This window comes from Microtetraspora sp. NBRC 13810 (assembly GCF_030268685.1).
Classification (GTDB): domain Bacteria; phylum Actinomycetota; class Actinomycetes; order Streptosporangiales; family Streptosporangiaceae; genus BSRQ01.
Genome location: NZ_BSRQ01000018.1, coordinates 1 through 19,169, shown reverse-complemented (window position 1 = coordinate 19,169; position 19,169 = coordinate 1). Strand labels below are relative to the sequence as shown.

16 protein-coding genes are annotated in these 19,169 nt (G+C 72.9%); 12 read left to right on the top strand and 4 right to left on the bottom strand.

Annotated elements, in window-relative coordinates:
• Positions 1–32: 32 nt before the first annotated feature.
• Positions 33–1,202 carry a lactate 2-monooxygenase gene (locus tag QSK26_RS29600; RefSeq protein WP_285778573.1) on the top strand — a complete coding sequence of 390 codons (1,170 nt, stop codon included), beginning with the start codon at positions 33–35 and terminating at the stop codon, positions 1,200–1,202.
• A gap of 117 nt (positions 1,203–1,319) precedes the next feature.
• Complete coding sequence (locus QSK26_RS29595; RefSeq protein WP_285778728.1) at positions 1,320–2,402, top strand: alcohol dehydrogenase catalytic domain-containing protein; 1,083 nt, start codon at positions 1,320–1,322, stop codon at positions 2,400–2,402.
• 26 nt (positions 2,403–2,428) lie between these two features.
• On the opposite strand, the gene QSK26_RS29590 is transcribed toward QSK26_RS29595, so the two are convergent.
• Positions 2,429–2,656: a hypothetical protein gene (locus QSK26_RS29590; protein ID WP_285778572.1), complete on the bottom strand. Its 228-nt coding sequence runs from the start codon at positions 2,654–2,656 to the stop codon at positions 2,429–2,431.
• A 93-nt stretch (positions 2,657–2,749) separates the two neighbouring features.
• Between QSK26_RS29590 and QSK26_RS29585 the strand changes: the two genes are divergently transcribed.
• The 3 genes from QSK26_RS29585 (at position 2,750) to QSK26_RS29575 (ending at position 6,342) form a co-directional block, all read left to right on the top strand.
• Positions 2,750–4,168: an ROK family protein gene (locus QSK26_RS29585; protein ID WP_285778571.1), complete on the top strand. Its 1,419-nt coding sequence runs from the start codon at positions 2,750–2,752 to the stop codon at positions 4,166–4,168.
• 85 nt (positions 4,169–4,253) lie between these two features.
• Positions 4,254–5,444 carry a mannose-6-phosphate isomerase, class I gene (gene manA / locus QSK26_RS29580; protein WP_285778570.1) on the top strand — a complete coding sequence of 397 codons (1,191 nt, stop codon included), beginning with the start codon at positions 4,254–4,256 and terminating at the stop codon, positions 5,442–5,444.
• A gap of 148 nt (positions 5,445–5,592) precedes the next feature.
• Positions 5,593–6,342 (top strand): sirohydrochlorin chelatase, encoded by a 750-nt coding sequence (locus QSK26_RS29575; protein WP_285778569.1) that lies wholly within the window; start codon positions 5,593–5,595, stop codon positions 6,340–6,342.
• 4 nt (positions 6,343–6,346) lie between these two features.
• On the opposite strand, the gene QSK26_RS29570 is transcribed toward QSK26_RS29575, so the two are convergent.
• Positions 6,347–7,411, bottom strand: coding sequence for a hypothetical protein (locus QSK26_RS29570; protein ID WP_285778568.1), 1,065 nt, complete (start codon positions 7,409–7,411; stop codon positions 6,347–6,349).
• An 86-nt stretch (positions 7,412–7,497) separates the two neighbouring features.
• Positions 7,498–8,961, bottom strand: a complete 1,464-nt coding sequence (locus tag QSK26_RS29565) for a glutamate-cysteine ligase family protein (protein ID WP_285778567.1) — start codon at positions 8,959–8,961, stop codon at positions 7,498–7,500.
• A gap of 186 nt (positions 8,962–9,147) precedes the next feature.
• Here QSK26_RS29565 and QSK26_RS29560 point away from each other — a divergent pair, with 186 nt between their 5' ends.
• The gene (locus QSK26_RS29560) at positions 9,148–10,506 is read left to right on the top strand and encodes a M14 family zinc carboxypeptidase (RefSeq protein WP_285778566.1); all 1,359 of its coding nucleotides are present in this window, start codon (positions 9,148–9,150) and stop codon (positions 10,504–10,506) included.
• A gap of 182 nt (positions 10,507–10,688) precedes the next feature.
• Positions 10,689–11,405, top strand: coding sequence for a VIT1/CCC1 transporter family protein (locus QSK26_RS29555; RefSeq protein ID WP_285778565.1), 717 nt, complete (start codon positions 10,689–10,691; stop codon positions 11,403–11,405).
• 210 nt (positions 11,406–11,615) lie between these two features.
• Here the strand turns inward: QSK26_RS29555 and QSK26_RS29550 are convergent, their stop codons facing one another.
• Positions 11,616–12,590, bottom strand: a complete 975-nt coding sequence (locus QSK26_RS29550) for an ankyrin repeat domain-containing protein (protein WP_285778564.1) — start codon at positions 12,588–12,590, stop codon at positions 11,616–11,618.
• Positions 12,591–12,922: 332 nt separating this feature from the next.
• Here QSK26_RS29550 and QSK26_RS29545 point away from each other — a divergent pair, with 332 nt between their 5' ends.
• The 5 genes from QSK26_RS29545 to QSK26_RS29525 all read left to right on the top strand — a co-directional run bounded on the left by QSK26_RS29545 (position 12,923) and on the right by QSK26_RS29525 (position 18,828).
• Entirely contained in the window at positions 12,923–14,530 is a 1,608-nt protein-coding gene (locus QSK26_RS29545; RefSeq protein ID WP_285778563.1) for an alpha/beta hydrolase, read from the top strand.
• A gap of 19 nt (positions 14,531–14,549) precedes the next feature.
• Positions 14,550–15,521 carry an aldo/keto reductase gene (locus tag QSK26_RS29540; protein WP_285778562.1) on the top strand — a complete coding sequence of 324 codons (972 nt, stop codon included), beginning with the start codon at positions 14,550–14,552 and terminating at the stop codon, positions 15,519–15,521.
• A gap of 112 nt (positions 15,522–15,633) precedes the next feature.
• Complete coding sequence (locus QSK26_RS29535) at positions 15,634–16,758, top strand: DUF5685 family protein (protein ID WP_285778561.1); 1,125 nt, start codon at positions 15,634–15,636, stop codon at positions 16,756–16,758.
• A gap of 55 nt (positions 16,759–16,813) precedes the next feature.
• Positions 16,814–18,523 carry a DNA polymerase/3'-5' exonuclease PolX gene (polX, locus tag QSK26_RS29530; protein ID WP_285778560.1) on the top strand — a complete coding sequence of 570 codons (1,710 nt, stop codon included), beginning with the start codon at positions 16,814–16,816 and terminating at the stop codon, positions 18,521–18,523.
• A gap of 182 nt (positions 18,524–18,705) precedes the next feature.
• A complete protein-coding gene (locus tag QSK26_RS29525) occupies positions 18,706–18,828 on the top strand; it encodes a hypothetical protein (RefSeq protein ID WP_285778559.1) in 123 nt (40 codons plus the stop codon).
• The last annotated feature ends 341 nt before the right edge of the window (positions 18,829–19,169 follow it).

Here is a 19,169-nt window from a genome sequence, read left to right as displayed (position 1 = left end):
CACGTGAAGATCACGTGCAGAAGGGAGACGGCATGAACGCCGGGCCACCGAGCGCCTACCAGTTCGAGATCTACCTCAAGGGGCTGGCCGGGGAGCGCCCGCGGTTCCCCACCGACCTGACCACGCTGGAGGACGTCGCCCGCGGGCGGACCGACCCCGCCGTCTTCGGCTACATCGCCGGGGGCGCGGGCGCGGGGAGCACCGTGCGCGCGAACCGGGACGCCTTCGACCGCCGGCGGATCGTGCCGCGCATGCTGCGCGACGTGTCCCGCCGCGACCTCGGCCGCACCGTGCTCGGGACGCCGATGCCCGCCCCGGTGATGCTGGCCCCGGTCGGCGTGCTGTCCATCGCCCACCCCGAGGGCGAACTCGCGGTCGCGCGGGCCGCCGCCGCGCTCGGGGTGCCGATGGTCCTCAGCACGTCGTCCTCGCACACCCTGGAGGAGGTGGCGGCGGCCGGCGGCGAAGGGCCCCGCTGGTTCCAGCTCTACTGGCCCAGGAGCCGTGAACTCGCGGTCAGCATGCTCGGCCGGGCCGCGGCGGCCGGTTACACGGCGCTCGTCGTCACGCTGGACACCTGGCTGCTCGGCTGGCGTCCCGCCGACCTGGACCAGGCTTATCTGCCGTTCCTGCGCGGAGTCGGCGTGGCCAACTACTTCGCCGACCCGGTCTTCCGGGCGATGCTCGACAAACCGGTCGAGGAGGATCCGAACGCCGCCGTGCTGTGCTGGTCGGAGCAGTTCGCCGACCCCACGAAGACGTGGGAGGACCTCGCCTTCCTGCGCGAGCACTGGCAGGGCCCCATTGTGCTCAAGGGCATCCTGCATCCGGACGACGCCCGCCGCGCGGTGGACGCCGGCATGGACGGCGTGCTCGTCTCCAACCACGGCGGCCGGCAGGTGGACGGCTCGATCGCCGCCCTGGACGCCCTCCCCGCGGTGGCCGCCGCCGTGGGCGACCGGGCCGAGGTGCTGTTCGACGGCGGCGTGCGCACCGGCGCGGACGTGGCCAAGGCCCTCGCCCTCGGCGCCCGCGCCGTCCTCGTCGGCCGCCCCTACGCCTACGGCCTCGCCCTCGGCGGCGAGGAGGGCGTACGGCACGTCCTGCGCTGCCTGCTCGCCGAACTCGACCTCACCGTCGCCCTCTCCGGCCACACCGGCGTGGACACCCTCACCCCGGACATCCTCACCCCGGCCGGCTGACCCTCCCCCACCACCTCACCCCGGTGGGCGGGCCGGTGCGGCCCCGGTAGCAGGCTCCCCGCCCCGCCGGGTGACCTCTGGGGCCGGGATCGGTACCGTGACCGGGTGCGTGCGGTGATGTATCACGAATTCGACGGCGAACCGGTCCTCGGCGAGGTGCCCGACCCCACCCCCTCGGCGGGTGGCGCCGTCATCCGGGTCGAGGCCACGGGGCTGTGCAGAAGCGACTGGCACGGCTGGCGGGGCCACGATCCGGACATCCGCCGCTTCCCGCACGTGCCCGGTCACGAACTGGCCGGCACGGTGCAGGCGGTGGGCGGGTCCGTGACCGGCTGGCGGCCCGGCGACCGGGTGACGGTCCCGTTCGTGTGCGCCTGTGGCAGCTGTACGGCTTGCGCCGCCGGGGAGCAGCAGGTCTGCGAACGGCAGTCCCAGCCGGGGTTCACCCACTGGGGTTCCTTCGCCGAGTACGTCGCGATCGAGCACGCCGACGTGAACCTGGTCGCCGTCCCCGAGACGATGACCTCGGTCACCGCCGCGAGCCTGGGCTGCCGCTTCGCGACGGCCTTCCGGGCGGTGGTCCAGGTCGGCGCGGTCGCGGCCGGCGAGTGGGTCGCGGTGCACGGCTGCGGCGGCGTGGGCCTCTCCGCCGTCATGATCGCGGCCGCCGCGGGCGCCCGCGTGATCGCCGTCGACGTCTCCCCCGCGGCCCTCGCCCTGGCCCGCACCTTCGGCGCCACCGCCACGCTCAACCCCGCCTCCCCCACCGCCCCGGCATCCACCGGCCCGGTGGCGTCCGCCGGGGTCACGCAGGGGGCGTTTCTCCCGCCCGGCGTCGTGGCCGAGCGGATCCGGGAGCTGACCGGGGGCGGGGCGCACCTCTCCCTCGACGCCCTCGGGTCCGCCGCGACCTGCTCCGCCTCGATCGACGGGCTCCGCCGCCGGGGCAGGCACGTCCAGGTGGGCCTGCTCCCCGGGCTCACCACCCTGCCGATGGGCCGGGTCATCGGCCACGAGCTGGCGATCCTCGGCAGCCACGGCATGGCGGCACGCACCTACCCCGCCATGATGGACATGATCGCCTCGGGCGCCCTCCGGCCCGACCTCCTCGTCACCCGGACGATCTCCCTGGAGGAGGCCGGCGCCGCCCTCACCACCATGGGCTCCTCCCCCGGCGTCACCATGATCGTCCCCGCCTGACCGGGGCACCGGCTCAGTGATCCTTCTCACTCGGCGGCCGGATCGGCCCGGACTGCGGGCCGGGCTCCCATGTGCCCGGTACGGCCGGTTCCTTCGCTGGTCAGCGGGGTGGTCGCGGCGGGCGGGCGAATTCCCCGCGTGTGGAGTGGGGATTGTTTTACATAGTCGGCCGGTTCCGGCACCATGTGCTGGGCGAAGGGCGGATCGCCGGGATCGGTGACCTCCGACGCGACCACCTCACTCCAACCGCCCACCCCTTCCGGCGCGCCTCCTTCACCCCCGCCTCATCCCTTCCGACGCGCCCCCTCAGACATGACCCACCTCGATCAGCCAAGGATCGGCACCGCATGACGCCCTTCGACCCTCCGTCCGCGTCCTCTCCCGCCTCCGGCTCCGGCGCCGGCCCCGGCGGGGCTCCGGTGCTGGCGATCGACATCGGGGGTACCAAGCTCGCCGCCGCGATCGTGTCCGCCGAGGGCGCCGTGCTGCGGCGCGGCCAGGTGCCGACGCCGGTCTCCACGGACGGAATGCGTGTCGCCGGGGCGCTGACCGGGCTGATCGCCGAGGTGTCGGAGGGGGTCGCCCCGGCGGCTGTCGGCGTGGCGTCGGCCGGGCCGATCGATCCGGTGCGCGGCACGGTCAGCCCGGTCAACATCACGGCCTGGCGGGACTTCCCGCTCATGGAGCACGTGCGCGCCGCCGTACCGGGCGTGCCCGCGGCGCTGGTCGGGGACGCGGTGGCCGCGGCGGTCGGCGAGCACTGGCGGGGCGCGGGCGCGGACGCCACGGCGCTGCTCGGCATCGTCGTGTCCACCGGCATCGGCGGCGGCCTCGTCCTGGACGGGCGGCCGTACCCGGGACCGACCGGCAACGCCGGGCACTTCGGTCACATCACCGTCGATCCCACCGGCCCGGTGTGCGCGTGCGGCGGGCGCGGCTGCGTGGAGACGCTCTCCAGCGGCCCCTCCCTGGTCCGCTGGGCCCGCGCCCAGGGCTGGCGCGCCGCCGACTTCGCGGCAGCCGAACACGCGGCCGGGCAATCCACCGGGCACGCCACTGAGCACGACGCAAAGCAGACCGCCGGGCACGCCGATGAGCAGACCGCCGCGACCGGCCGCACCGCCCCGGGAACCACCTCCACGTCGAGCCGGGCCGCCTCAGGAAACGCCTCCACGTCGAGCCGGGCCGCCGCCGGAACCGCCGCCGGCTCCCCGGGAGGGGCGGGCGCACACCGGCAGCCCACAGACGAGACCTCCGATGTATACGGCCGGATCGGCAGCCGGACCACCACCGAGCACGTCACCGCCGCCGTGGGGCACACGGCCTCCGGCGACGCCGTCACCGCGACGGTGGCCGCGTCCGTGACCGCGTCCGTGACCGCGTCAGTGGCCGTCTCCTCGGCGGCCGGCGGCACCGGTGAGCGAGGCGGTCCCGCCGGGCCGCCCGACGCGGGCGTGCTGGCGGCGGACGCGCGGGCGGGCGACCCTCTCGCGCTGGCCGCCTTCGAGCGGGGCGCGGCGGCGCTCGCGACCGGTATCGTCGCGGTCGCGACGATCTGCGACCTGGACCAGGTGGTGGTCGGCGGCGGAGTCTCCAAGTCGGGTGAGATCCTGTTCGAGCCGCTCCTGCGGCACGTGCGGGAACGCGCCCACCTGGGCTACGTCCGGAGGCTGACGATCTCCCCCGCCGCCCTCGGCACCGACGCCGGCCTGGTCGGCGCCGCGAGGGTCGCGCTCGACCTGCTCGTTCCCGCCGGCCGGCCCTAGCGGCACGGCGAACCCGCCCGACCATCCCGCGGCCCGGCCCGAGGGCCTGCGGGACGAACCTCCCCGGCACGCACCAGGAGCTCCGATGACCGCCGTCCTGCCCATGACCAACCCCGTCCGGCCCTACGCCTGGGGGTCACGGGTCGCCATCGCCGCGCTCCAGGGGCGCGCGCCCGCGGCGGAGCCGGAGGCCGAGCTGTGGATGGGGGCGCATCCGGCGGCGCCCTCGGTGCTGGCCACGCCGGGCGGGCCGGTGCCGCTGGGCGAGCTGGTGGCGGCCGATCCGGCGGGGACGCTCGGCGCGGCGGCGCTGGCGGAGTTCGGCCCGCGCCTGCCGTACCTGCTGAAGGTGCTGGCCGCCGACGAGCCGCTGTCGTTGCAGGTGCATCCGGCGCCGGAGCAGGCGGCGGAGGGGTACGCGCGGGAGGACGCCGCGGGGATCCCCCTGGAGGCCGCTGATCGCAACTACCGCGACCCGTACGCCAAGCCGGAGTTGATCTGTGCCCTGGAGCCCTTCGAGGCTCTCAGCGGCTTTCAGGAGCCCGCACGGTCGGCGGCGCGGCTGGCCGGGCTCGGCGTGCCCGCGCTCGGCCCGGCGGTCGAGCTGCTGGCCGCCGGGCGGCTGCACGCGGTGGTGTCGGAGCTCCTCACGCTGCCGGCCGCCGAGCGCGCCCCGCTGGTGGCCGACGTGACGGCGGCCTGCGCCCGCGACGCCGAGCTGGCCTGGGCGGCCGGCCTGGCCGGTCACTACCCGGGCGACCCCGGCGTGGTGATCGCACTGCTGATGCACCGGGTACGGCTGGCGCCGGGCGAGGCGATGTACGTGCCGGCCGGCCAGCCGCACAGCTACCTGAGCGGCACCGGCGTGGAGATCATGGGCGCGTCGGACAACGTGCTCAGGGGCGGCCTGACCGGAAAGCACATCGACGTGCCCGAACTGCTGCGCATCCTGTCCCCCGAGGCGTCCGAGCCCGCCCTGGTGCACGCCCGCGACACCGGGTCCGAGGAGGTCTACGACACCCCCGCCCGGGAGTTCCGGCTGTCCAGGATCCCGCTGGACGGGCCCGTGACGCTTCCGGCGGCCGGCCCGCAGATCCTGCTGTCCGTGGCGGGCGAGGTGTCCGTACGGCGGGCGGGCGGGCAGGGTGAGGGCACGACGGAGCACCGGGTTCCACCGGGAAACTCGGTCTTCGTCCCCGCCTCGGCCGGGCCCCTGGAGCTGTCCGGCGAGGGCACCCTCTTCAGGGCCGCCACCGGAGGCGGCGAGAGGGCCTAAGTTACCCCAGGTCACAGACGTCCGGATCTTTTTGGTACACCGTGACCCACAAATCCACCTAAAATCCGCCGATGTGAACCAATCTCCCGAGAGGTTGCCGATACGCGAGCGGTCGCCGAGAGCGACGACGGGCCGGCACCGGAGGCCCGTGCCGGCCCAGTTGCCGCCGGGCGCGCCCGCGCTGGTGCTGGCCGTGCCCGGCGCGGGCGACGAGGCGTCCGCCGACGTGGCCAGCGTCCTCTCCGTCGAGAACCCGCACGTGGAAGTCCGCCTGGCCTACCTCGGCGACGGCGCCGAGGGCGTGGGCAAGCTGCTGGCCGAGCTCGGCGCCGACCGCCCGAAGGAGGCGCTGGCCGCCATCGTGATCCCGCTGGTCACCGGCCCGCACCCGCGGATCTACCGGACGGTACGGGAGGCGGTCGCGCAGAGCGGCATTCTCGCCACGGTCTGCGAGCCGCTCGGCCCGCACCCGATGCTCGCCGAGGCGCTGCACGTCCGGCTGGCCGACAAGGGCCTCGCCCGGGTCGACCGGATGCGGCTGTTCAACATCGCCGCGCCGGTGGACGGCGTCATCGTCGCCACCGCGGGCGGCGAGGAGGCGGCCAGGGCCGCCGAGACCACCGCCGTCCTGCTGGCCGCCCGCCTGGCGCTGCCGGTGGTGGCCGCGTCCATCGACTCCGCGCCCAGCATCGGCGACGCCGCGGAGAGGCTGCACCGGATCGGCGCCTCCAAGCTCGCGGTGGCGCCCTACGTGATCGGTCCCGAGGCCGACATCCAGAAGGTCGCGGACGCGGCGGAGGCCGTCGGCGCGGGCTACGCGGACACGATCGGCGCCCACTACGCGGTGGTGCAGCTCGCCGCGGGCCTCTTCGGAGCGGCGGTCGAGGAGATCTTCTGACCGGCTAGTACCGCACGCAGAACAGCGCGCGCCTGCCCTTGAACTCGGTCACGCTCCACAGCGTCTTCTGCTCGCCCCAGCAGGTGAGGTCCTCCGGGCCGACCGGGTAGGACCTGCTCTCCGGCTCCTCGCCGGGCCTGGCGACGATCAGCGTGCCGTTCCCGCCCGAACCGGCCGACTGGCTGCAGTACCAGCGGCCCTCGTGGCTGAGGGCGCCCTGGATCCGGTGGCCGGGGAGGCTGAAGGCGTCCGCGGCGGTGGCCGTGCCCGACCCGTCGGCGGCGAGCGTGCCGTCAGCGGCCAGCGGCCACCGGGCGACCCTGCCCGGCGCGCCATCGGGGCCGTCGGTGTACTCCCCGGAGATCAGCAGGTCGCCGTCCCCGCAGCGGTCCACGGCGGCGAAGGAGAAGCGCGGGCCGGGCGTGACGACCTGCCAGGAGCCGATCTGCGGCAGCACGTAGCGGTAGCCGTACGCGTGCAGGGCGCCGCCGTGGCGGCCGATCTTCGTCTCGTCGCCCACGTCGTCGCGGCCGGTCCGCATGTCCAGCATCCGGTCCATCGCGAAGACGCGCAGGCCGCGGGTGGTGTCGGCGACGTAGAGGTGCCCGCCGTACCAGGCGATGCCGCCGGCGTGGATGTCGATCGGCCTGAAGGAGCCGTCGGGGGTCGGCAGGACGAGGAGCACGTGCCGGTACTTCAGCGTCGTGAGGTCCAGGAGGCTGATCCGGGCGCCGCGCTCCCCCTCCTCCGGCTTCCAGTACCAGCTGACCGCGAAGGCCCGCACGTCGAGCCCGGCGTCGGAGGCGCAGCTCACGCCCTGCGGGTACCAGTCGGTGGTGTCGTTGTCGCCGGCGTTGAACACGTACCAGTCGTCCGGTGCGCCGGTCATCCCGTCGAAGGCGTCGCTGGCCTTCTTCCTGGCCACCGTGCGGTTGGCGCCCGCGAGCACGGCCGCGAGATCCGCCCGCTCCAGGTCGCGCTCCAGCACGCCGGCCGCCTCGGCCAGCTCGCCGCCGGCCCGCCGCAACGTGAAGGGCGCCGTGTCCACCGAGGTCATCGCCGTCGCCAAGATTCTTCCCTCTCCGCGTCAAGTCTCCCTATAGCTTGACCCTACGGATGCATGGGACGCATGAGTACCCGAGGTACTCAAGCCACTCACACCGACATATCCGGCCATGTGTGAACAGGGGAGCCTTCGAGGGCTAGCTCCCGGTATCGGGTGACCATCCGTCCCGTCGAGCCGGGTGCGTCGCGCAGGGCGGCCATCGCGCGGCGCTGCCAGATCGCCCCGGTACGGCGTCGCTCGACCCGGTCCCTGATCACGCCGAGCGCGGCCTCGGCCTCCGCCGGGTCCACGCCCGCCCGCGCCAGCCCGGCCGCGGCCATCGGCAGCAGGCTCAGCGCCAGCACGCCGCCGGGCGTCTCGCCCTCGCGGCCCGGCCAGCACAGCGGCGCGTCCAGCCCGCTGCGCGCGGCCCGGTAGAAGTTGCGGTAGGCGTGCGCGAAGGGGAAGTCGTCCACCCAGTCCGGCTCGTCGGCCAGCGCCTTCACCAGGCCGACCAGGAAGGCGGCGTTGGCCGCCATGTCGGCGGCGGTCGGCCCGGCCGGCAGCGCGCGCAGCTCCACCCGCAGGTGACCGCCGTCCGCGGGGTCGTAGACGGCGCGGTTCCACTGCCACACGGTGCCCTGGTGCAGCCGCAGCTCGGCGAGTTCGGGCACGCCGCCCGCGCGGACCACGGCCACCGGGTCCTCGTCGCCGACCACGGGCAGGATCGGCTCGTAGTCGCGGACGCAGCGGGCGAAAAGCTCCTCGGCCCCGCCCGCCGCCCACTCCGTGCCGAAGGCCACCCTGCCCTCCCTGCGCCAGCGGCGCTCGATGTCGCGGTCGTCCGCCGACTCCTCGAACAGCGCGATCCTGGTCTCCTCCCACAGCTCGCGGCCGAAGAAGTACGGGGAGTTGCCGGAGACGGCGAGCACCGGGGCCATGGCGAGCTGGGCGGCGTTGTGGACCCGGCCGAACTTCTCCGGCTCCGCGCGCAGGTGGATCTGCCAGGAGGTGTTGGCGCTCTCCAGGATCACGTCCTCCACTTCCAGCTCGATCAGCTCGGCGCCGTGGATGCGGACCCTGAAGGGCTCCACCCGCAGCCGGCGGACCCCGTGGCTCAGCGCCCGGTACCGCGTCTCGTCGCTGATCGCGTCCCTGGTGAAGTCGAACTCGGTGAGCGTGGGCAGGATCCCGATCGGCACCACCCCGCCGCCCAGTTTGGCCGCGGCGGCGTCCACCAGGTCCATCGCCTCGCGGGTCTCCTCGGCCAGCGCGCTGAACGGCCGCCCGGCCAGCGGCACCGGCGTCAGGTTGCACTCCAGGTTGAACCTGCCCAGCTCCAGCACCACCCGCTCGTCGTCGGCGTGGTCGCGGACCTCCAGGTTGCGGGGCATCGGCCGGCCCTCCGCGGTGACCAGGAAAAGCTCGAGCTCCGCGCCGATCGAGGCGGGGCCCGCGCCGAAACCCGGCCGGGCGAGAAGCTCACGCAAAGCGGTCAGCGAAGATTCCAGCCGTTCGGTGAAACGGGCGTACTCCGCCTCCTCGAACCGCTCCTTCTCCACTTTCTGCCCCATGAACACGTCCCCTCGGCGGCGTAATAGTCCCTCCCCCTTCTGTCCTCTCCACGCCGCCCCACACCTGCCGGACGCCACGAACCGGAAAGGGCCGGTTGATAGATCACCACAAGAGCCGCATGTTCGCCTTGGTAGCCACAACGGGGTTTTTGCACACTGGATACAACACCGACGAAGGGGTCGAAAGTGCTCGAATCATGGCTGGCCGGCGAACTCGACACCGTCCCCGGCTACACCCGGTTCTCCACCGTGGACGAGGTCACCGCCGGCCTCACCCGGCTCGCGGCGGACCGGCAGGACGTCGCCGCCCTGCGCCGCGTCGGCACCTCCCGGCTGGGCGAGCCGATGTGGTGCCTCACCGTCGGCGACGGTCCCCGGCACGCGCTGGTCGCGGCCATGCCGCACCCCAACGAGCCCATCGGCGGCCTGACCGTCGTGCACCTCGCCGCCCGGCTGTGCGCCGACCCGGGGCTGCGCGCCCGCACCGGCTACACCTGGCACATCGTGGCCTGCCTGGACCCGGACGGGACCAGGCTCAACGAGGGCTGGTTCGCCGGTCCCTTCACCAAGTCGCACTACGGGAGGCACTTCTACCGGCCGGCGGGCCACGAGCAGGTGGAGTGGACCTTCCCCTTCGCCTACAAGGGGGCGTACTTCGACCGGGTGCTGCCGGAGACGCTGGCGCTGATGCGGCTGATCGACGACACCCGGCCCGCGTTCATGACCACGTTGCACAACGCGGAGCTGGGCGGGGCCTTCTTCTACCTCAACCGGCCCGAGCCCGCGCTGCACGGGGTGCTCAAGGACCTCGCCCGCCGGTACGGCGTGCCGCTGCACGCGGGCGAGCCCGAGCACCCCTCGATGCGCCGGTTCGAGGAGTCGGTCTTCCAGCTCCCTGACATGCGCGACTCCTACGACTACGCGGAGAAGATGGGCCAGGATCCGGCGGCGGCGGTCGGCGGCGGCGGGGGCAGCGACTCCTACGCGGCCAGGTACGGCACGCTCTCGATCGCCGCCGAGCTGCCCTACTGGCGCGACCCGTCGGCCGCCGACCTCTCGGCGACCGGCGACGTCTACCGTGACCTGCTGCTGGCGCAGGCGGCGGACATGCGCGCCACGTCCGCCGTGCTCGGCCGGGTCATGGAGGAGGTGCGCGGGGACGTGGTGAGCGACTCGCCCTTCCTGCGGGCGAGCAGGTTCTTCGTGCCGCTCATCGACGCCACCGCCGTGACCAACGAGCTGCGCGCCGCCCAGCCCGCCGCGGAACGCCCGGCCACGGTCGCCGAGCGCCAGTCGGGACGGGAGATCGTGCACAGTTTCCGGCTGAGGTTCGGCGGCATGCTGCTGCGCGCCCTGGAGGGCGAGCTGGCCATCGGCAACGGCACCCCGGCCATCCGCGGCCACGCCGCCTCCCTCGCCGGGACGTACGCCGCGTGGTGCGCGGAGGCGGAGTCCGGCACCCCGGCGGAGACGATCCCGATCGGCCATCTGGTCGCCATCCAGTACGGCTCCCTCCTGGCGGGAGCCGCCCAGGCCGCCTCCTGACTGTCTTAGCCTGTCCTATCCCAACTTGTACCCAGTACAATGAAATAAGAGCACAATCTAACAACTGTTACATGATGACGGGACCGGGGCACCGCACAGCCGTACGGCCGGCCGCCACGGGTTCTCGCGGCCTTGGCGTGCCAAGCGGCCCCCCGGCGTCGTCCAGACGTGGAGGAACTCAGATGACCACCCTGCAGGAGCAGGTGGCGGAGCAGCACAAACATCACCGGGACGTCACCGGCGGCTGGCTGCGCCCCGCCGTGTTCGGCGTCATGGACGGCCTGGTCTCCAACTCGGCGCTGATCGCCGGCGTCGTGGGCGGCGGCGGCTCCGGGGCGGCGGTCACCGTCGCCGGCCTCGCGGGCCTGGCCGCGGGCGCGTTCTCGATGGCCGTCGGCGAGTACACGTCGGTGGCCTCCCAGACGGAGCTGACCCGGGCCGAGATCGCCGTCGAACGCCGGGAGATCGCCAGGAATCCGGAGGCGGAGCGGGAGGAGCTCGCGCTAGTCTACGAGTCCCGCGGCCTGTCCCCTCAGCTCGCCCGGCAGGTGGCCGAGGAGCTGCACAAGAACGACGAGGTCGCCTGGCGGGTGCACGCCCGCGAGGAGCTCGGCCTCGACCCCGACGACCTGCCCTCCCCGTGGGTCGCGGCCGGCTCGTCGTTCGCCGCCTTCGCCGTCGGCGCGCTCATCCCGGTGCTGCCCTTCCTGCTCGGCGTAGGCTCGGTCGCCGCCGCGATCGTCCTGACCGCCCTCGCCCTCTTCGCCGCCGGCGCCCTGGTGGCCCGCCTCACCACCCGATCCCCCCTCTTCGGCGGCACCCGGCAGCTGGCCCTCGGCGCGGCCGCCGCCGCCATCACCTACGGCATAGGCCACCTCGTCGGCCAGGCCGTCGGCTGACCCCGCCCCTTTCCCTTGTTCACGTCTTGCCGCCTGGAAATACTCCCAGGCGGGAATCTGTGACCATTCTCCATATGACTCCGTATTCACCAGGCAATATGGAATTGGAACCGCATATCGGCCGGCCGGGACGGCGGAACCGAACCCGGCGGCCGTTTATCGCGGAGTGACACGGGACGCTTGCAAGGCGCTTGACAGGCTTGACAGGCGTCAGCGGGAGACCTTGATCCGGCGGTGGGGGGCCTCGTGGGTCCACTGTTCCTCGGCCGCGACGCCGGTGATCATGCTCATGCAGGCGAGGGCGCGTTCCATCCGGCCGTAGACGCCGCTCAGGTCACCGAAACGGCATAACCACTCCTCGATGCGGCCCTCCGCGCCGGGCTCCTGGCCGGGCTCGATCTGGCGGACCCGGCGGCCGTCCTGCCAGACGTGCACGTACGCCCGGCCGCCGGGGTCGTCGAGGACGCTGGCCATCAGGCCGTAGGGGGTGGTCAGGGCTCGGCAGATCCGCTCGACGACCAGCGCCACGCCGTCGTACTGGTGGAGCACGACGCCGCCCCACGGGGAGGTGGCCAGGTGGATGGTCTCGTGGCCGGCGCCGCCTGAGCGGCAACCGGAGGGGTGCCCGCCCTGCGGGATCGGCGGGCAGGCGTCCGGGTCGGCGCCGAGGCGGCGGACGACCTCCTCCTCCCGGACGCCGGAGATGAAGCCGAAGGCGGGGTTCCCCTCGAACTTCCAGGTGCCGTAGGAGTCGATCAGCACGTCGGCGTAGTCCTGGAGCTCCCTCATGTTGGGCCCGAGACGCAGGCCGCCCGGCAGGTCCTCGAAGAGGTCCGCGAACGGCCCGCACAGTCCGAGCAGGCCGGGCGACCACTGGCCGAACAGTCTGCGCCACGGGTCGGCCCCGGCCCTCAGCAGCGCGGTCACGGCGTCGCGCCGCCCGATCCGGACGGCCTCCCACAACGGCGTCTGGCCGAGCAGGTTCACCGCGTCGACCTTGGCGCCGTAGGCGACGAGCAACTCGATCATCTCCCGGGCGGCCGGCCGGTTCAGCACCTCGAAGAGCGGGGTGTTGCCGAGGGCAGGCAGGCCCGCGTCGGGGTTCGCCCCGGCGGCCAGCCGCTCACCGAGCACCTCCGGTGTGATGCGCTGCCACGCCGCCCAGTCAAGGCCCCAACCGTCCATGTCACTCCGCCCAACGATCACCATAGAACGCGCGAAACTTCGCAAGCCACTCGCAGTCAAGCTTGTGCATACCACTTTCAAATGACTGGAAGCCGTGTCGCACCCGGCGAAATTCCCCGACCTTCGGCCGGACGGAGCGGGTCTCCGGCCCCTGCGCCGGACCTGGGAGTCGTCTCCGTGGAAGCCCGGCCCCCAGTCCTCCGGGGACGGGAGGGGAGTCCGGGACGGGGCCCGGAGGTGTGTCCGGCGCGTCTCGGGCGGTCGGTGGCGGGCGCGGCGTAGGGTGGTGAAATCCCCCGCTGTGACTGTCTTGGGGGTGTCGTATGACTGTTGTGAGCAGGCCGATCGTCGCGGCCGGGGCGCTGGTCGCCATGCTCGGGCCGGCCGTGGCGGGATGCGGCGGGCAGGGGCCGGACGGGGGCCCGGCGGCGCAGGTGGCGGCGCACGGCGATCTGTCCATGACCGAGCCGCTGTCGTGGGCGCCGTGCAAGGACCGGTCCGCGGCGCAGGCGTCGCCATCCGCCTCACCGGCCTCCTCCTCCTCGGATCCGGGGGACACCAAACCGGGCAGGGACCCGAAGGCGGCGCGGTACGAGTGCGCCCGCCTCACCGTGCCGCTGGACTACGCGAAGCCGACCGGCGACACCATCGAGATCGAGGTGATCAGGGCCAGGGCCACCGGCCCCGGACAGCGGATCGGGTCGCTGATCTTCAACTTCGGCGGGCCCGGCGCCTCCGGGGTGGACACGCTCGTCCAGGCGGCGTCCGACTTCAAGAAGCTCAACACCCGCTACGACCTGGTCTCCTTCGACCCGCGCGGCATCGGCAGGAGCTCCCCCGTGCTCTGCCTGGACGACCGCCAGATGGACGCCATGCAGCAGTCCGACTCCTCTCCCGACGACTCCAGGGAAGAGGCGATCTACACGGCGGAGCAGCGGGCGTTCGTCCAGGCGTGCGAGAGCAGGTCCGGCAAGGTGCTCCCGTACGTGGGCACCAGCAACGCCGCCAAGGACATGGACCGGCTGCGCGCCGCCCTGGGCGACACCAAGATGCACTACTTCGGCATCTCGTACGGCACCGAGCTCGGCGCCAACTACGCGCATCAGTTCCCCACGAACGTCGGCAGGATGGTGCTCGACGGCGCCGTGGACACCAAGCTCGGCACCGAGGCGCTGACCCTCCAGCAGACGGCGGCCTTCCAGCGGGCGCTCGGCGACTTCGCCCGGCACTGCGTGGAGTCCGGCCCGCGCCGGTGCCCGCTCAGCGCGGGCGGCAAGGACGCCGACGCGATCGTGTCCGACGTCGCCGCCCTGATCCAGAAGCTGGACGCCCACCCGCTCGACACCGCCCAGGGCCGCAAGCTCAGCCAGACCCTCGGGGTCACCGGCGTCGCCACCGGCCTCTACTCCACCAAACTGTGGCCCGCGCTCGCACAGGGCCTGATGATGGCCTACGAGGGCGACGGCACGATCCTGCTCAGCCTCGCCGACGCCCAGAACGGCCGCGACGAGAACGGCCGCTACAACAACATCATCGCCGCGAACACCGCGGTGACCTGCGACGACACCAACGAGCGGTTCACCGTGGAGGACGTCAAGGGTGCGACGCAGAAGTTCCGCAACGTCTCGTCCGTCTTCGGCAGCAGCATGGTGTGGAACCTGCTGCAGTGCACCGGCTGGCCGGTCGCCGGAGAGAACGCCGGGCAGGACGTCAACGCGCAGGGAGCGCCGCCGATCGTCGTCGTGGGCAACATCGGCGACCCCGCGACGCCGTACGCGTGGGCACCGGCGCTGGCCAAGGAACTGGGCGTGGGCGTGCTGATCACGCTGGAAGGCGAGGGCCACGGCGCCTACGACACCGGCGACCCGTGCATCCGCTCCGCCGTGGACGGCTATCTGCTGGACGGGAAGGTCCCGGCCGACGGAACACGCTGCAAGTGACGCTGCCTAAAGTGCGTACATGGACTATGTACGACTTGGATCGACCGGTGTGAAGGTTTCCCGGATCTGCCTGGGCATGATGAGCTTCGGCGACAACCGCTGGCAGGGCTGGGTGCTCGGCGAGGAGCAGGCCGAGCCGATCGTGCGCCGGGCGGTGGACGCGGGCGTCAACTTCTTCGACACCGCCGACGTCTACAGTCGCGGCACGAGCGAGGAGATCACCGGGCGGGTGCTCGCCCGGATCTTCCCGAACCGCGACGACTACGTGCTGGCCACGAAGGTGTTCAGCCCGATGGGCGAGGGCGTCAACCAGAGGGGGCTGTCCCGCAAGCACATCCTCGCCTCGATCGACGACTCGCTGCGCCGCCTGGGCACCGACCACGTGGACCTGTACCAGATTCACCGGTGGGACGACGAGACGCCGATCGAGGAGACCATGGAGGCGTTGCACGACGTCGTCAAGGCGGGCAAGGCCCGCTACATCGGCGCGTCCAGCATGTACGCCTGGCGGTTCGCCAAGGCCCAGCACGCCGCCGAGCGCAACGGCTGGACGAAATTCGTCACCATGCAGAACCACTACAACCTGCTCTACCGGGAGGAGGAGCGGGAGATGATCCCGCTCTGCGCCGACCAGGGTGTCGGGCTCATCCCGTGGAGCCCGCTCGCCCGGGGGCTGCTCGCCCGGGCCGGCAGCGCGGAGACGAGCACCGTCCGGGCCGGCTCCGACGGCCGCATCGGCTACCTCTACGACCCGGAGAACGACCGGCACGTCCTCGACCGCGTCGCCGAAGTGGCCCGCGAGCGCGGGGTCCCGGCGGCGCAGGTCGCCCTCGCCTGGGTGCTGGCCCAGCCCGGCGTCACGGCGCCGATCGTCGGAGCGACGAAGGACGGCCATGTGGACGACGCCGTCGCCGCCACCACCCTGACCCTCACCGACAAGGAACTCACCGCCCTCGCCGAGCCCTACCGCCCCCGGCCCCTGGTCTTCTGAGCCCCGTACCCATCCGGTCATCGGGTGGCCGTCGCCCCCGATGACCGGTTCCGGACGACCGAATAGTCGTATATAGGCCACCTCGCACAGTGATCGTCAATAAAGTGGCCGCGTGTTCGGAATCGTCCGGCCTTGCCGGCACAGTCTGTGCGGCGGGCTGCATCGGGAGTGGCTGTCCCACCTGTGCGGGCTCTGCCTGACCCTGCGGGATCGGCACGGGCACGCGGCCCGGCTCGTCACCAACTACGACGGGCTGCTCGTCTCGGTGCTCACCGAGGCCCAGGCGCGCTCGCCGTACCCGCGGCGCAGGGCCGCGCCGTGCGCCCTGCGGGGGTTCGCGGCGGCCGACGTGGTGGACGCGCGGGCCGAGGGGGCGCGGCTGGCGGCGGCGGCCTCGCTGATCCTCGCCGCGGGGAAGATCGGCGACCACGTGCGCGACGGCGACGGGCTCTACGGGCGGCCCGCGGTGGCCAGGGGCGCGGCGTGGGCGGCGCGGCGCTGGGACCGGGCGGGCGCGGCGGACGCGGCGGAGCTGGCCTTCGACACAACCGTCCTGGCCGGGGCCCTGGCGCGGCAGCCGGTGCTGGAGGCGCGTCCCGCGGGTTCCGTCCTGGACCTGACCGAGCCGGCGGAGAGCGCGGTCGCCGCGGTGTTCGCGCACACCGGGGTGCTGACCGGCCGGCCGCACAATGTCCCCGCGCTGGCGGAGGCGGGCCGCTTCTTCGGCCGTCTCGCCCACCTGCTCGACGCCGTGGAGGACCTCGCCGCCGACCGCGCGAGCGGCTCCTACAACCCGCTCGCCGCCACCGGCACCGGCCCGGCGCAGGCCCGCCGCCTGTGCGACGACGCCGCCCGCGGTCTCGCCCTGGCCGTCGCCGACCTCGACCTGCGCAGGAGCGCCCTGGTACGCGCGCTCCTGGTCACCGAGGTCGCGCGTACGGTGGACCGCGTCTTCGCCGCCGGACCCGGTACCGGGCAGCCCGGCACCGAGACGCCCCGGCGGCAGGGCGGTCCCGCGCTCGGCTGCCTGGCGGGCGCCCTCACCTGCTGCACGTGCGGCCTCTACGAGTCGCCGGGCATGGAGGAGGAGCGCCGGTCCTGCACCGACCGGTGCGGCGACTGCTGCGACGCCTGCGGTTCCTGCGGGGACTGCTGCCAGGCGTGCTCGTCGTGCGGCGAGTGCTGCAACGGATGCGACGGGTGCGACGGGTGCTCCTGCGACTGCGGATGCAACTGATCGTCCCGGGAGCGGCAGGACGGAAACTGTCGGGGGCGGCGCCTAGGCTGGAGCCATGGCTCGGGCAAACGATGACGCCGCGGCGGCGCTGGAAGAATACGCCGATCTGTTCGCCATGACCGGGGGCGACGCGTTCCGGGTGCGCAGCTACCAGAAGGCGGCGAAGGCGATCTCCGGCCATCCGGAGGACATCGCGACCGGCGACGTCCGCAAGGTGCCCGGCGTGGGCGAGGCGATCGCCAAGAAGGTCGAGGAGTTCCTCCAGCGGGGCAGCTTCCGGCAGCTCGACGACCTGCGGGGCCGGGTGCCCGCCGGGGTCAGGCGGATGACGAGGATCCCGTCGCTCGGGCCCAAGAAGGCGATCTTCCTGTTCACCGAGCTGGGCATCGACTCCCCCGAGGCGCTGGGCGAGGCGATCAGGGCCGGGCGGCTGACCGGCATCAGGGGCTTCGGCGCCAAGACCGAGGAAAACCTGCTCAAGGGCATCGACCAGCTGGAGCAGTCCGGGGCACGGGTGCACATCGGGGTCGCGACCGACGTCGCCGAGAAGGTCATCGCGTCGCTGTCCGGCGCCACCGAGCGGATCGCCTACGCGGGCTCGCTGCGCCGGATGAAGGACACCGTCGGCGACGTCGACGTCCTCGCGGTCGCGGGCGACCCGCCGGCCCTGATGGAGTCCTTCCGCGCCCAGCCCTACGTGGCGGAGGTGATCGCCGCCGGGGACAAGAAGACCTCGATCCGCACCACCGCCGGGCTCCAGGTCGATCTGCGGGTCGTTCCCGCCGAGTCCTGGGGCGCCGCGATGCAGTACTTCACGGGATCCAAGGAGCACAACGTCCGGATCCGCGAGATGGCCGTCAAGAAGGGCTGGAAGCTCTCCGAGTACGGCCTGTTCGACGGCGACCGGGTGATCGCCTCGCGGACCGAGGAGGAGATCTACGAGGCGCTGGGCATGCCGTGGATCCCGCCCACGATGCGGGAGGACGGCGGCGAGGTGGCCGCGGCGCTGAAGGGGGAGCTCCCGGTCCCGGTCACGCTGGAGGACCTCAGGGGCGACCTGCACACGCACACCGACCTGACCGACGGCATCGCCTCCCTGGAGGAGATGGTCGCCGCGGCGGCGGCGCTCGGCTACTCCTACTACGCGATCACCGACCACGCGCCCGACCTGGTCATGCAGCGCATGACGCTGGAGAAGGCGCTGGACCAGCGCGAGCGCATCGCCCGCCTGCAGGACCGCTATCCGGGGATGCGGCTGCTGCACGGCACCGAGCTCAACATCGGCCCCGACGGCGCCGTGGACTGGCCGGAGGAGGTCCTGGCCGGCTTCGACGTGACGGTGGCCAGCGTGCACTCGCACTTCACCCAGTCACGCGCCGAGATGACCGCCCGCTTCATCGCCGCCTGCGACAACCCGCAGGTCCACATCATCGGCCACCCCACCACCCGCAAGATCGGCAAGCGGCCTCAGGTGGACGCCGACTGGGAGGCGGTCTTCCGCCGCGCCGCCGCCACCGGCACCGTCATGGAGATCGACTCCTACCCCGACCGCTCCGACCTGCCCGCCGACCTGGTGCGCCTGGCCCGTCACCTCGGCGTGAAGTTCTCCATCGACAGCGACTCACACGCGATCCCGCACCTCGCCAACCAACGCTACGGCGTCGGCATCGCCCAGCGGGCCTGGCTCACCACCGACGACGTGATCAACACCTGGCCCCTGGACCGGCTGCTCACGTACCTCGGCCGCGGCCAGGACCGCGTCTGACCATTCAGCATGAGCCTCAGGCAACCGCCGGCGACGCCTGCGAGTTCCCCGTCGCCGAGGCCGCCCACCATGGCCACCTCGGCGACCGCCTCCCCCTCCACCATGGGGGCGGCCGAGCACTGCGTCCACGACGACGGCGACCGGCTCGTCCCCTCCGCCTGGTCCCCTCCCTCTGCCCTGGCATGATCGCCGGCCTCCGCCGCGAACGCGGCCGCCTCACCGAAACCGTCACCCGCCTCCAGGCATCCCAGGACGTCCTGGACACCCTGCTGGTCGCGGCCATGCGCGAACACGGCAATCTGTGAACGGCCGGCCCAACCTGCGAGGGCTCGAACCCGTCACTTACCCCGAGGGCCAGGACCTCGCGACCGGGCGTGTGATGCGGGACGCGGTTGGGCTTGACGAACCTGGGACGAGAAAGGTCGGGGTCGGCACTGGCGAGAGTTCGGGCAATTGCTTCAGGAACGAATACTAGAGGCTCTGGGCTGGGCCTACGCGGCCCAACCCACGCCTTTGTCCCCGCCCGCCATCGAATTTCCCTGGATCGCACCCACCGTCGGGCAACCCGTCGCCGTGGCCGATGCGTCTGTACCGTCAGCAGACCAACGGAAGGCGACTAGGTGGCCGATAGGGCGATATTTCAGGA

What these genes read in the sequence shown, in the direction of transcription:
- QSK26_RS29585 (WP_285778571.1), top strand. Translation starts at nt 2,750, where the DNA reads ATGACGCCCTTCGACCCTCCGTCCGCGTCCTCTCCCGCCTCCGGCTCC.
- QSK26_RS29540 (WP_285778562.1), top strand. Translation starts at nt 14,550, where the DNA reads ATGGACTATGTACGACTTGGATCGACCGGTGTGAAGGTTTCCCGGATC.
- QSK26_RS29550 (WP_285778564.1), bottom strand. Translation starts at nt 12,590, where the DNA reads ATGGACGGTTGGGGCCTTGACTGGGCGGCGTGGCAGCGCATCACACCG.
- QSK26_RS29565 (WP_285778567.1), bottom strand. Translation starts at nt 8,961, where the DNA reads ATGGGGCAGAAAGTGGAGAAGGAGCGGTTCGAGGAGGCGGAGTACGCC.
- polX (WP_285778560.1), top strand. Translation starts at nt 16,814, where the DNA reads ATGGCTCGGGCAAACGATGACGCCGCGGCGGCGCTGGAAGAATACGCC.
- QSK26_RS29595 (WP_285778728.1), top strand. Translation starts at nt 1,320, where the DNA reads ATGTATCACGAATTCGACGGCGAACCGGTCCTCGGCGAGGTGCCCGAC.
- QSK26_RS29600 (WP_285778573.1), top strand. Translation starts at nt 33, where the DNA reads ATGAACGCCGGGCCACCGAGCGCCTACCAGTTCGAGATCTACCTCAAG.
- QSK26_RS29525 (WP_285778559.1), top strand. Translation starts at nt 18,706, where the DNA reads ATGATCGCCGGCCTCCGCCGCGAACGCGGCCGCCTCACCGAAACCGTC.
- manA (WP_285778570.1), top strand. Translation starts at nt 4,254, where the DNA reads ATGACCGCCGTCCTGCCCATGACCAACCCCGTCCGGCCCTACGCCTGG.
- QSK26_RS29555 (WP_285778565.1), top strand. Translation starts at nt 10,689, where the DNA reads ATGACCACCCTGCAGGAGCAGGTGGCGGAGCAGCACAAACATCACCGG.